Annotated in this window: 7 protein-coding genes and 1 pseudogene; 6 read left to right on the plus strand and 2 right to left on the minus strand. The window is 59.9% G+C overall.

Annotated features, from left to right (window positions below; genetic code table 11):
• The first annotated feature begins 1,071 nt into the window (after positions 1 to 1,071).
• From BRAGE_RS51705 to BRAGE_RS0121255, 5 genes and pseudogenes are all read left to right on the plus strand, one after another.
• Positions 1,072 to 3,081 carry a heparin lyase I family protein gene (locus BRAGE_RS51705; protein ID WP_028146330.1) on the plus strand — a complete coding sequence of 670 codons (2,010 nt, stop codon included), beginning with the start codon at positions 1,072 to 1,074 and terminating at the stop codon, positions 3,079 to 3,081.
• A 77-nt stretch (positions 3,082 to 3,158) separates the two neighbouring features.
• A pseudogene (locus BRAGE_RS57905) lies at positions 3,159 to 3,542 on the plus strand (cysteine peptidase family C39 domain-containing protein); the annotation flags it as partial.
• 219 nt (positions 3,543 to 3,761) lie between these two features.
• A complete protein-coding gene (locus BRAGE_RS49000; protein WP_051378489.1) occupies positions 3,762 to 5,918 on the plus strand; it encodes a type I secretion system permease/ATPase in 2,157 nt (718 codons plus the stop codon).
• Entirely contained in the window at positions 5,905 to 7,338 is a 1,434-nt protein-coding gene (locus BRAGE_RS0121250; protein WP_027559150.1) for an HlyD family type I secretion periplasmic adaptor subunit, read from the plus strand. The genes BRAGE_RS49000 and BRAGE_RS0121250 overlap by 14 nt, the downstream gene beginning before the upstream one ends.
• Positions 7,339 to 7,627: 289 nt before the next feature.
• Entirely contained in the window at positions 7,628 to 8,398 is a 771-nt protein-coding gene (locus BRAGE_RS0121255) for a class I SAM-dependent methyltransferase (RefSeq protein ID WP_028146331.1), read from the plus strand.
• A 167-nt stretch (positions 8,399 to 8,565) separates the two neighbouring features.
• Here the strand turns inward: BRAGE_RS0121255 and BRAGE_RS52920 are convergent, their stop codons facing one another.
• On the minus strand, positions 8,566 to 9,579 hold the full coding sequence (locus BRAGE_RS52920) for a class I SAM-dependent methyltransferase (RefSeq protein ID WP_084334282.1): 1,014 nt from the start codon (positions 9,577 to 9,579) through the stop codon (positions 8,566 to 8,568).
• 216 nt (positions 9,580 to 9,795) lie between these two features.
• On the minus strand, positions 9,796 to 11,676 hold the full coding sequence (locus BRAGE_RS51710; RefSeq protein ID WP_084334280.1) for a Wzz/FepE/Etk N-terminal domain-containing protein: 1,881 nt from the start codon (positions 11,674 to 11,676) through the stop codon (positions 9,796 to 9,798).
• Positions 11,677 to 12,346: 670 nt separating this feature from the next.
• On the opposite strand from BRAGE_RS51710, the gene BRAGE_RS0121270 reads away from it, so the two are divergent.
• Positions 12,347 to 13,762 (plus strand): polysaccharide biosynthesis/export family protein, encoded by a 1,416-nt coding sequence (locus BRAGE_RS0121270; protein ID WP_231164328.1) that lies wholly within the window; start codon positions 12,347 to 12,349, stop codon positions 13,760 to 13,762.
• Positions 13,763 to 13,836: the final 74 nt, after the last annotated feature.

Raw genomic sequence — 13,836 nt, forward strand, 5'->3', positions numbered from 1 at the left:
AAACCGACGATAGCGGTAATGTCCCGCGATGTCGTTGCGCTATTTCGCCACGCCAGCAAAGGCGCTCTGCCCGGCACAGTATCCATGTCCCAACGTCATGATCGAGTGTTCATCGGAGTCACTTCAAACACCAGGAAGACAATCACGCCCCATGCGCTTTACCTCCCTCCATCTTCGATGAAGCGATCGCAGTCGGCGTGGCGGGAGCGGACTACTATCGAAAAGCAGCTATCGGCGAGTCTGTCTCGGATGAAGCTACCAGGTGCACGAAGCTCGCGCGCAATGCCGCAATGGAGCGCCGATGTGACGTCAAAGCGCGAACGGAAGTTCGTAATGGTGTTTGCGCACCTGAAGTGAAACGCACCTCGACCAGACCAGGTTGAGCTGCCATCGGGGATTCGAGACGAGCTCTCTTGCCGCTACAAAACTGGCTCTTAGCCGCAGTGACTCGGGCGTCTCATGAGCGATGAAGCCGCGAGGCTTCTTGTTTTGTTTGTCTCCAACGCGACCACCACCAATGGGCGCGCCTAGGCGCCTCTCGCAGACGACATTTTCCGCAAGTGAGCGGCGGGACGATTATGAGACGATGCTTTGGTGACCGATCGCGCAGTTTGGATTGTGAGGATTCACGGCTCCGGCCTAAACGTGAAGTGCCCTCGCATCGCGCGCGTCAAATAGTACCTACGTGCGTTCTTCCCTTCGATCGGTCGCGACGCCAACGCAAATCTGATGGCGAAATCGCGCGGGCGCCTTGAACTGACCCGATATGGGCACGTATTGGGCCGACATACCTAGGTATTAATCACATTTTGAAATTTTTTTCGCCACACTTCCTAATTAACCCACTGGCCGAGCAGTTGGGGGGGTACCTCGAAATTTCCCACTGCCTTGAAATGTGTTCGCGGCCCTTAGCGCTGCGAGCATGTGCTGTGTCTCCCGTCATCACGGGGCGCGGCACGTAAAGGTGTTCGCGGTGCTCAGCACTGCGAGCATGCGGTATGTCGTGTGCCATCGCGCGCACGGCAGTGGAATTCCCGAACTCTTGCAATGTAACTCGTAAGGAGGCCTGGAATGGCGACTAACGGCACGATTACGTCGTTTTCTTCTGCACCAAAAAATCGCTTTGATATCGGTGGCGACGGCTACGAAGTCCAGACGGCTGGCAACAGCTATAGCCTGAGCAATCCTGACTCAGACACGCTGCGCTTCGAAGTCCACTCGGGCGATCGCGCCTGGTACGACGGCTCTTATCCTGATCGTTCCGAAATCGAAGGCGAAGCGCGTATTGCGGCCGGCACCCCGATCGCCATCGACTATCAGGTCAAGCTCGAGCCCAACGGCCCCAACAACACGTTCGTCAATACGACGTCGTCGTATTTCATCCTGGGCCAAATGCACAACGATGACAGCGCGAGCGGCGTGTCCACCTCGCCTCCATTTTACGTCAACATGGTCGGCGATAAGATGGAGTTTGATGCGCTGTATGCCCTGCCCGGCGGCAATCCCAGCAACGGATCCTCTGATCTGAAGCACCTTACCTGGGACGGTCCCACTATCGTGCCGGGACAGTATTACGACATCAACGTCCAGGCCAATTTCTCCAACACCAGCGCGGGCTATCTGAAGGTNTCGGTCAATGGCCAGGAGGTCGTGAACTATAAGGGTCCCTTGGGTTTTGGCGATCCGACCTATTGGGAATATGGGATCTACCGGTCGCCAGCATCCGAATCGGCGGCTGTCGATTATCGCAACATGACGCTCGTCACCGGCTCGGCCGCAAGCGGCTGGCAGGGCGTGGGCGGCACGTCGTCATCGGGCAGCACCTCGGGTGGCACGACCGGCGATTCCTCGTCTGGCACGACGTCGGGCGGTACCACCGTGACCACTCCGGCTGGCAACACTTCCTCCGGCAGCACGTCCTCGGGTAGCACGACCGGTAATTCCTCCTCGTCCGGCACGGGCGGCAGCACCGGGACCTCTTCAAGCGGCACCCACTCGTCGGGCAACACCACCGTGACCACTCCGACTGGCAACACTTCCTCCGGCAGCACGTCCTCGGGTAGCACGACCGGTAATTCCTCCTCGTCCGACACCTCCTCGTCCGGCACGGGCGGCAACACCGGGACCTCTTCAAGCGGCACCCACTCGTCGGGCAACACCACCGTGACCGATCCGACCGGCAACACTTCCTCCGGCAGCACGTCCTCGGGTAGCACGGGCGGAACGCACACGACGACGCCGGCGAAGCCGACGACCCCGGTTGCGCCGACCCTCACTGTCGCCGATAACACACTGTCGGTCAGCCCGGGCGGCAGCGTCTCGCTGGGACTCGGCGTGAGCGTGCCGCATGTGGGCGATGACGTGACGGTTAAAATCTCCGGATTGCCGACATACGAAACCATCACGGACAAACTCGACGGCAAGACCTTCAGTGGAAGTTCGATCACGCTGACTGCGGCCCAGGTCAACAGCGGTCTATCGCTGAGTTCGTCCTACGGAGGTCACGGTCATCCGACCGCGACGCTGACGGTCACCGCGACCGACTCGACCGGCACCCCGATCACGAGCGCGGCCCAGACCATCACGGTGAAGGATCCTCCGGCGACCACGAGCTCGGGCACTTCGACGACGGCGTCAGGGCATGGCACGTCTTCAGGCCACCATTGGCACCACTCGTCCCATCACCATCACACAGTTGCCGCAACGAGCTCTGAGACGTCGACGACGACGCCGGCCGCAGCCAGCACCGGAACGTCAACGACGACGTCCGACAGCAGCACGTCGTCGGGCAAATCGCCTACCAACAACACCGACGTTGCGCAGTGGCTCAACCATCATCCCGACTTCGCACGTGCAGCAACGACGCTCAGCGAGGCCGGAGCGTCGAGGGGGGGCGGCGCGTCCGCTCCCGCCACGACGACGACCGATCCCGCTGCAGGCGCTGGCGCGAAGGCGTACGCCCTCCTCAATCAGATGATGGCGGGCGATTGCGGTCGCGACTCGCATTTCGCGCAAGCCGCGACGCAATCATCCGCGTCGTCTCAACAACACGCCAACTTCCTGACCAGACCTCTGCACTAACCAGCAACCAAGGCTGACCGGGACCGGGCCGCCCCTTCGGGGGCGGTCACGGTACCGCACCGCCGGAGCTTCAGGACATGACCACAAGGACAAAGCGGCCTGAGGCCGCGCACCAGAATCAAGCATTCGAGCAGGGCGTTACGGCACTGACAATTCTGTCGCGGCTCCACGGGCGCGGCGTTGCGCCGGAGGAAGTCCGCCAGCATTGTAAGGGAGACGTATTCGACGTCACCGAGATGCTGAATTGCGGCCGCGCGCTGGGGCTGACGTTGCGGACATTCAACAGCGACTGGACCGGCTTGCCGCTCCTGTCCCTGCCGGCCATCGTCGCGCTCCGGACCGGTGGGTTCATGCTTCTAGGCCAGATCGTCGAAGACCGCGTAGTAGTGGCCGATCTGACGTCGCGACGGCCGACATACATGTCGCAGACAGAATTGGAGCGCGTTTGGGACGGCCGCGTCGTCGTGCTGGCCGCGCCGCGCAGCTTGAAGACCTTCGCGCTCGGCTTGACGGCCGCCGCCGTCGGACCCATCAGAGCTTTTACCGAGCGGCTGCGGCAATGGTCGCGGTCCGCCTCAAAGGGCGCCAGCTTGACGACCGCCGCCCTCGGACGCATCAGAACTTTCGCCGAGGGGCTGCAGCAATGGTCGCGCTCCACCTCAAAGGACGCCGCGCTTGACGTGTTCGCGCCGAACGACGAGGCCGCGGCTCAAGACCCCGCCCAAACCGAAGCGGCGCTACTGTCGCTGGTGATCCTGCTGCGCTGTCATGGAATAGGTGCCGAACCCGAACAGATCCGCCATCGCATCGGCTCGCCGCGGATCGGTGTCGCGGAGATGCTCCGCTGCGCCAAGGCGATGGACCTGAAGGCGCGCGCGCTCTCGACGCGCTGGGATCGGCTCGCGACCACGCCACTGCCCGGCATCGCCGTGCTGCGCGACGGCAGCTTCCTCATCCTCGGCAGAGCCGCTCCCGACAAGGTGCTGGTGCAGCGTCCGATGGAGCAGCGGCCGGAAACGATGACGCGTGAGGAGTTCGAGGCCATCTGGAGCGGTGGCCTGATACTGATGGCGCGCCGCGCGGGCCTGACGGACCTTGCACGCCGTTTCGACATCACCTGGTTTATGGGTGCTATCGGCAAGTACCGGCGGATGCTCGCCGAAGTGTTGACCGGATCCCTTTTCCTCCAGCTCTTCGCGTTGATTTCGCCGTTGTTCTTCCAGGTGATCATCGACAAGGTGCTGGTGCATCGCAGCCTGACGACGCTCGACGTCCTGATCTTCGGCATCGTGGCCATTGGTATCTTCGAGGCTATCCTCGGAGCCCTGCGCACCTACCTCTTCGCGCACACCACCAACCGCATCGATGTCGAACTCGGCGCGCGCCTGTTCAGTCACCTGATCTCGCTGCCAATCGCTTATTTCCAGGCGCGGCGGGTCGGCGATTCGGTCGCCCGTGTGCGCGAGCTCGAAAACATCCGCCAGTTCATCACCGGCTCTGCGCTCACGCTCGTCCTCGACCTGCTGTTCACCTTCGTGTTCCTCGCAGTGATGATGTACTATTCGCCTCTGCTGACGCTTGTCGCCGTTGCAGCATTCCCGCTCTACATCGGCATCTCAGCCGGGTTGACTCCGCTGTTCCGCCGCCGCCTCGACGAGAAATTCCGACGCGGCGCGGAGAACCAGGCGTTCCTGGTCGAGAGCGTCACCGGAATCGAGACGCTAAAGGCAATGGCGGTCGAGCCTCAGATGCAGCGGCGATGGGAGGAGCAGCTCGCCGGCTACGTCGCCTCGAGCTTCCGCGTCGTGAGCCTCAACAACGTGGCAAGCGAGGCTGTGCAGTTCATCAACAAGCTTGTCGCCGCGGCGACGCTCTATCTCGGCGCGAAGCTCGTCATCGGCGGTAGCATGAGTGTCGGCGAACTCGTGGCGTTCAACATGCTATCCGCACGCGTGAGCACGCCGGTGCTGCGGCTGGCGCAGATCTGGCAGGACTTCCATCAGGCCCGACTTTCGGTGGAACGACTGGGCGATATCCTCAACACCATGCCCGAGCCGGCCCAGAGCCCGGGCCGCGCGGCGCTCCCGCCTATCCGCGGCCGGGTCACGTTCGACCACGTCACGTTCCGCTATCGCGCCGACGGACCCGAGACCCTGCAGGACCTCACCTTTGACGTCGAACCCGGTCAGGTGATCGGCATCGTCGGCTCGTCAGGATCGGGCAAGAGCACGCTCACCAAGCTGGTCCAGCGGCTGTATGTGCCAGAGCGCGGACGCGTCCTCATCGACGGGATCGACCTGACGATGGTCGATCCTGCCTGGTTGCGGCGACAGATCGGTGTTGTGCTGCAGGAGAACGTGCTGTTCAACACGACGATCCGCGAGAACATCGCGCTCGCCGATCCGATGATGCCGATGGAGCGCGTGTTCAATGCGGCCATCCTAGCCGGCGCGCACGACTTCATCCTCGCTCTGCCCGAAGGCTACGACACCGTTGTCGGGGAGCGCGGATCAAGCCTCTCCGGTGGCCAGCGGCAGCGCATCGCGGTGGCCCGCGCCCTCGTCGCCGATCCGCGGATCCTCATCTTCGACGAGGCTACGAGCGCGCTCGACTATGAGAGCGAGCGAGCCATTCAACAGAACATGAAGCAGATCGCAGCGGGCCGGACTGTCTTCATCATCGCCCACCGCTTGTCGACGGTGCGGACCGCCGACCGCATCATCACCCTGGAGGCCGGCCGCGTCGTCGAGGACGGCAACCATAACGATCTGCTCCACTCGAACGGCCGTTACGCGAAACTCCACCTCCTGCAGGCAGGTCTCCATGGCGTCCGCTAACAACTCCATCGTTCCCTTTCCCAAGCGCCCGATCCGCCGTAACAACTACGAGCTCGCCTTTCTGCCGGCTGCGCTCGAGATCGCCGAGACGCCGGCCTCGCCCGTCGGCCGCGCCGTCGGCGCGACCGTCATAGCCATCTTCTGCGTCGCACTCGCATGGGCTACGCTTGGCAAGGTCGATATCGTCGCCTCGGCCAGCGGCAAGATCATCCCCAGCGGCAGGACGAAGCTGATCCAGCCGCTGGAAAGTGGTATCGTACGGGCAATCAATGTCCGCGAGGGCCAACAGGTCCACGCCGGAGAAAGCTTGATTGAACTCGATCCGACCATGACGGCGGCCGAGCACGGCCACGTCAAGGCGGACCTCGTCGCCGCCCAGCTCGACGTTACGAGGTTGCGGGCAGCGCTCGCGGATAGCGACGACCCGCTCGCGAACTTCCATCCGCCGGCAGACGCGACGGCCGCCCAGATCGAGATGCACCGGCAATTCCTGGTTAGCCAGACATCCGAACAGCGCGCCAAGCTCGCCGAACTCGACCGCCAAGCGTCGCAGAAGAATGCCGAGCGTTCGACTGTCGAGGCGAGTGTCGCCAAGCTCGAGGCCACCATCCCGCCGCTCCAGGAGCGGGTCGAAACCCGCAAATACCTGTTCGACAAGCAGCTTGGATCAAAGTTAAATTATTTGAGCGAGTATCAGGACCTGGTAGGCCAGCAGCAGGACCTCCTTATTCAACGAAGCAAGTTGAGGGAAGCCGAGGCCGGGCTTGCCACGCTCAGGGAGACCCGCGACAGGACCGCAGCCGAGTTCCGGCGCGCGCTTTACGACGAGCTGGCAAAAGCCGAGCAGAAGGCCGCCGGCGTCGCCCAAGACGCGATCAAGGCCGATCGGCGGACGAAACTCCAGGATCTCGTCGCCCCCGTCGACGGTGTCGTCCAGCAGCTAGCCGTGCACACGGTGGGCGGCGTCGTCACGCCGGCTCAGGTCCTCGCCGTAGTTGTCCCGCAGGATAGCCACCTCGAGATCGAAGCCACGCTGGCGAACGACGACGTCGGTTTCGTCCATCCGGGCCAGGACGCCGAGATCAAGGTGCATACCTTCAATTTCACGCGGTATGGGGTGCTCCACGGCAAGGTGTTGAGCATCTCGCCCGATACCATCTCACGCGACGGCCGCGACGCCGCCGAGTCCAGGTCTCGTGCCCAGAACACGTCGGATGGCGGGCAGCAGCGGCAGGACGATCTCGTCTATGCCGCCCGGATATCGCTGGACCAGCGGCAGCTAAAGGCCGACGATCGGGTCGTGGATCTCGGCCCAGGTATGGCGGTTACCGTGGAGATGAAGACCGGGTCCCGCCGTATCATCGGCTATCTGCTCTCGCCGCTCGCCAGGTACCAGCATGACGTTTTGCGAGAACGATAGGAAAAAGCCCTCGCGCCGGCATGCCGGTTCCATAGCAGGTTGCGACCTCGCGTGCCCGTGAAGCTCGCGAGACACTCGAAGACGTCCCTCACTCCTGCACGTTGACTGCGAATTGGGCGTCCGGACGGGCCAGTTCTCCGCCGGACTCCGAACCTGGCGCCGACAGGGCTACCTCCAATGATTTGGCGAGCCGATGGAATTTTCATTCGGTTTTGTCTTTCGAGCGCTAGAATGGGCCATCGCCGTCGCGGCTAACAGTGTTGGCCGCGACATATGATGCGGGGGACCGATGCAACGACCCGATCCTAATTCATTCGACCGCTACTTCAACATCGCAGAGAAAGGGATGGCCCGCGGGAATCACCGTTTCTATGTGAACTATCTATTTGACGGGATCGATTTCAAAGGCAAGACGATGCTCGATATCGGCGGAGGCGATGGGATGCTATCGTTTTACGCCGCATGTTCAGGAGCAGAAAAGGTCATCTGCCTTGAACCGGAGGTCGCGGGTTCGACCACTGGCGTGAACGCGGCATTCCAGCGCACAATCTCCCTCCTTGGCGAAAAAAACGTGCAACTGCTCCCTCGCCGCTTGCAGGAATATGACCCCGGCGATGGCACGTTCGACATTTTGCTCCTGCACGCATCGATCAATCACCTGGACGAAGACGCGTGCATCGGATTGGCTCGCGATCGCGAAGCGCAGCGCTCGTATGACCAATTGTTTGGCAAGCTTTCCTCGCTGGCCCGTCCCGGCGCAAAACTCATCATTGTCGACTGCGCTCGGCGGAACCTGTTTGGCGACCTGCGCCTAAACAATCCGTTCCTGCCTACGATAGAGTGGCACAAGCACCAGTCGCCACAGTTGTGGGCGCGGCATCTTGCTCAGGCCGGCTTCAACAATCCGATCATTCGATGGCATTCATTCAACACCTTGAGATCCGCCGGACGGCTGCTTCTTGGTAACAGCGTTGCCGCCTACTGCCTTACCAGCTCGTTCTGCCTCACCATGGAGAAACGGCGCGAGGCCTCGGCCGGTTCGCTGGCGCATGCCGGGTGATACGAGGTTTCTCTGTCACAAGCGGTCTCAACGCGAGACGTCTGGGACGCGCCAACCAGGCCTTCATCGGCCTCCCAAGCCATCGACACGCTGACTGTCATCGACATACGCGCAAGCGCGTAGGATCGAGTACGAGCGGTCGCAACTTTGAGCTGGATCTGCTCGACCTACGGCTTTCGGATCGCAAGATGGAGGTAGGGCTCATAAAAGGCGCTATCTATCCGCGGGCCATGGCGTCGCAGCCATCTTTCGAATGAGCGATCAAAAGCGAACCACTTTGCAAATTGGAGTAGATTGCCACGCTTCCAGCGATTCAAGCTACTGACCTGAAGCGCCGAAAGAGATCCCAACGCCAGCTCAAATTCATGGTAACTGGCGGCTCGGCCTGTTCTGGTCAAACGCAGGAGCGTTTCCGCTGTTATCGGTGGCCTCACTCTCTCATTGAAAGGGACGCGTGGACTGAGCCGTGAATAGTGCACGGCCAAGTCATCGGGCAGCCACATATAGAAGGGCAGCAACGAGGTATGTGAATCAAACCACCAAAGGCGGTTGGGAGTATCCATCACGATCAAATAGGCACCGCTGCGCAAGGAACGCCAGACTGACGAGAACGAATGCAGTTTTTCGTCGAGGGTCATATGTTCCACCGCTGCGAAAAATATAACAGCGTCGACTTCCGCTATTCGTTCTGCCGGAATCTCGGTAGCGTTCCCGTTTATCAGCTCAGCTTTAAGTCCGTAAATGGAAAGGCGCTCGTCGCCAACCGCTAGACTTCCCTTGTCAATGTCATACCCAATAACTTCGGCGCCTTGTTCGGCGAGGGCGATAGTTGAGCAACAAGTCCCGCACCCAATCTCGATAATCTTGGCGCCATCCAGACGAAACAGCGTATCGAGCCAGGGAACTACGGTTCTGCGATCTTCATGCGTGCGAGCAATAACATGGTCGTGCAGATCCTTCCTACCCGCCGGTGTGTCCCGATAACCTGGTGGATCACGAAAGTAGTGCGTTGCTAGAGCGGCTACGAGACGCTCCTGGCCAGAAGGTGAAAGAGGACGCTGGCGCACTCTCAAGCGTCGGCTTAGGTGGCGATACTTCAAAAAGCTGACAATCCGGTCGCGATCAAAGTAACCACTTCCAGTTCGTCCCACCGCAAGATTCGGAGCAAATTCTACGGACATGTTGCCGACTTTCAGCGTTTGATATCGATTATATCGTTGCGGTCCTCCGCGAACCTCAAGTCCAGAAAACACTAAAACCAGGGGAGCGTGACTTCCGGTCCTCTCGAGTTAGTCAGAACGCGAAACGGCAGCTTCGCGCTCCTCGCATGCGCCCCTGAGTGGTAGGCGTTGACCCTCAGTCCCCTTTGTCACGCATCATAGCCTGCGTGGCGTCCATCAAGATCGTAGTCCGTACCGTTTCACCAATTCCACATCTGCCTTGTTCAGCACGACCCCGAGCATGATTTCATCCATATCGCTACAGATCTTTCGCGCACGCTCGACGACGCCGACATTCATACGCCCAGCGTCTACAACAAGGACCAAGGAATCCAACAAATGTGCCGCGGCACGAACATCCATGGAACTCGTTTCGGCCGGCAGATCGACAATGACGTATTCATAAGCGTCACGAAGGATCTGACAAAGCCTGCTGAGCTTCTCAGAAGCCAGAACATCGCTTGCGTAGATCGGTCGAGAGCTATTGCCGACTGGAAGAAAGGCCAGCTGTGATTTTGAATCAGTCCACGTCGCTTCAGATACCGAAGCCGCTCCTGTCATAACATCAAGAATGCCAGACGAAGCGGTCGGAGCTAATTCGGCCGAGAGTGATCGATTTCGCAGATTGCAGTCTAGCAGAATTACTCGAGCTCCAGCCTGGGCCATAAGCAACGCCAATGCCGCTGCAACGGTGGACTTTCCTTCGCTCGGTTGCATGGAAGTAATTCCAATAACCTGATTTCGCTCGCCGCCACGGTTCATCGCATCGATGGCTAGCTTGATCTCGAGTAACGACTCGGCAAATCGGGACTGTGGTGCATCCGTAACGGTCCAGATTGGACTCGCCGTGCGCACGATGTTTCGCGATCGTGGACGGTCCGCCAAGGAAGGACTGGTTGGAGCACGCATGGCGCTAGGCATTGGGTCTTTTCGCATCGACGTGACCGGGCCGCTGAGGCTCGCCGACTTCGTCGGCTTCTTTTGAGCTCGGCCAGAGAACACTGCGGTCAACTTCGTCCAAACGTCCCCCGACGTGACCGTTGGGACGGCTACGATGCATGCAAGTTGAAGTCCCTTCCAGGCCTCCCAGCTGGCACGCGTGCCTCGTTCCATCAGATCGCGCAGCAGTCCGACAGCGATGCCAAGAAGCGTCCCCACAACGATTGATGTTCCAAGCACAATCCTGGGTTTTGGCCAAGTGGCCCTCAAGGGAGGCGACGCTCCGCTAACGAGACTGGCCACAAGCACCGGCGAGGACAGTTGTCGCGTGGCCTCCATCTTGCGCAGCACGAGGCGAAAATTGTCATAGGCGCTCTTGGATGATTCAGCAGCCGCGGCTAGTTCATCGATGGTAGCGGCCGACTCCCCTGCATCTTTCTTGTTTCTGCTGTAATCCTCAAATGCCTTTCTCGCCGCTGATGCTTGAGCGCTCAGTTCGCTCAATCGATCCTTGACCCATGTCTCATCTTGCAGGTCGGTCCTATCCAATTGATGGGTGATATATTTCTCTGCAACGGCGTTTAGGATCTGTGCCGCTCGATCCGGATCTCTGGATTCGAAGGTAAGCTCCACAAGATACGTGGGCCCGACGCGCTTGGCCGAAAGCCTGCGTTCAAACAACTCCACGGTACGGCGCACGGCGCTCGCTTTCGTTTCCGGCCTGCTCCAGCCAAGCATCCGGGATATCACGCCGCTACCATGGCCGGTCGCGAATTCAGGGTCTTCAGCAAGGCTGAGCTTCTCGATCACGGCAATAGCAATGCTGTCAGACTTCATGATTTCGATCTGACTTTGCACGATCGTTGCCACCGCGGCAGCGTCCGCAGTGGGCACCTTCGAGTCCACGATGAGCTGCGCCCTGGCAGTAAACGTGGGCACCGTGATGATGAGGTAAAGTATGGCGATGCCCATCGTTGCCAAACATGTCAGCGATATCATCAAAAGGCGTCGTCGTATGAAGGCTATCACTTCCGGCAAGGACACGATCGGTGCCGGACGAAATTCGGGCGGCGGCGTATTGTCTCGATTAACCCAGTTTTCCGTTGTTTGCTGCAGCATTTCCGTACCAACGCTGATAGTTGAGGCTCCGCGACGACAGCTAGATCAAGTCCACAGGCGACTTAACAAAAGGGTCCGTAGTGGAAGATGCAGCAGAACGCGTCTCATCAACGCGCAACACAATGCATCAACCGGTGATAGACGACCGCTGCGAGAAGAGGCCGAAGGCACGATGGGCAACGAATTTGATAGCCGCCAGACTGAAGAGGCAAACGACCGGCCTATACCGACGCTTGCTGAGTTGGCCCTGCTGTCGTCGGCCGAGTGTGCCGGAAACCTGGTGGGAGCCAGCAAATTGAGGAGGGACGCATAACTCATTCCAATCATTGCACTCTACTCTACGGCCCAATCGCACGTCTCCGGTTGAATCAGTACATTCCGGGTCACTGGTTGGGAAAGGCAATAAATGGGTAATTACAATGGTCCGTTGAGCCGCGGCACTACCGGATTAGAGTCGCGGCAGCCGTCCGTTGCGCTCATCCCGAATTCAATGGGGCCGATGGGACGTGGATGATCCAACAGGGCTCCGATCAATCGAAACATGGGTACGAAGGCCTGCCCCCTAGCGTCGATGAGGGAACGGAACGTGGGTTTTTCCCGATCGCTCTTACCCCAGCATCAGCAACGTTTGACGCATTGGCACCCGCCATCAAATTTGAAGGATTTTATCGTGGTGACCACGTCTGTACTGAAAGTTGCTTCCATGGCGATCTCCACACCGCGCAGTTTTCTCAAGGTTAATGCCTTTGGCAGCAACCTCGGTTGTTGCATCAAATGGGCCTTGGTGGCTGTTGGCCTGACATTTTCGATCACTCTCGCAAAGGCGGAATATCGCGTGAACGTCGGAGATGTACTAGAGGTCTCAGTCGCCGGTGTGCCCGACCTGCGGCAACGTGCTCCCGTTCAAATGGATGGGAACATTTCATTGGCGCTAGTAGGAACGCTTCCCGTGGCCGGCCTGCCCTTACCGCAGATCCGGGCCAAAATCGGAGCTGCGCTCGCCAGCAAGGTGTTTCGCCAGAGGAGCTCGGATGGTCGCGAGGTCGCGATCGTAATAGAAGCAGATGAGATCACGGCGACCGTGGCGGAGTACAGGCCGATATACATAAATGGAGACGTGTCGAGGCCGGGTGAATATCCTTATCGTCCGTCTATCACTGCACGCCAGCTCGTGGCCGTAGCAGGTGGCTACGACGTCCTTCGGATCAGAATGAATAACCCGTCTCTCGAGTCAGCGGACTTGAGAAGCCAGTATGGGTCGCTTTGGACAGAACTCGCCAAAGAACAGGCGCGCATGTGGCGCGTCAAGAGTGAGCTCGGAGAGGCAACGCAGCTCAACCCGGGCATTCTGACGGACGGGCCCGCAAGCCGATCGGCGATTTCCGAGATTCTCAATGCGGAACAGGAATATTTGAAGACGAAGCAGAGCGATTATCAGCAGGAGAAGGCGTACCTTCAACGCGGCGTTCGACAGGGAGATGACGAGGTTCGCGTGCTGTCGGAGCAACAGAAGAAGGATGACGAGGCACTCCAGACGGATCTCGACGATCTGCAAAAATCGACCGATCTGTACGGCAAGGGGGCGTTGATTAGCCCTAGAGTGACGGATGCGCGCCGCGCGGTTCTGGTGTCGTCAACCCGAAAGCTGCAGACTTCAGCGCAACTACTACAGGTCAAGAAGCTGCAGGACGAGTTTGTCAGAAGGCTGGCAAAGCTCGACGACCAGCGTAGGCTCGACCTGCTCCGAGAGCTGCAAGACTCCAGCGTCAAGCTCAATGAGATTCGCGAGAAGCTGCAGAGCGTCGGCGAGAAGCTTCAATACACCGCGATGGTTCGCTCGCAACTTCTACAAGGAGCCGGCAGCAAGCCGGACATTGCCATCATTAGGAAGGGCGAAAAGGGGCCGGATCGAATCGTCGCGAGCGAAGACACCGAGTTGCAGCCGGGTGACGCGGTGGAGGTCACGCTGCGATACCAGGATCTTCCTGACCTGCCTTTCCGAAAAGTGGGCAGTTTAGGCGCGCCGTCGGCGACGGGCCGGACTGACGTGACCGCCGCTGATTCGCCGCGGGTCGGCGCTAGGTGATGAGGACCGGGGGGGATCGTGGGCACCAGCAGATCCGGCCTCAGCCTGGTCTATTCGACGAGATCTACGTTAAG

The organism is Bradyrhizobium genosp. SA-4 str. CB756 (assembly GCF_000473125.1).
Lineage (GTDB): Bacteria > Pseudomonadota > Alphaproteobacteria > Rhizobiales > Xanthobacteraceae > Bradyrhizobium > Bradyrhizobium arachidis.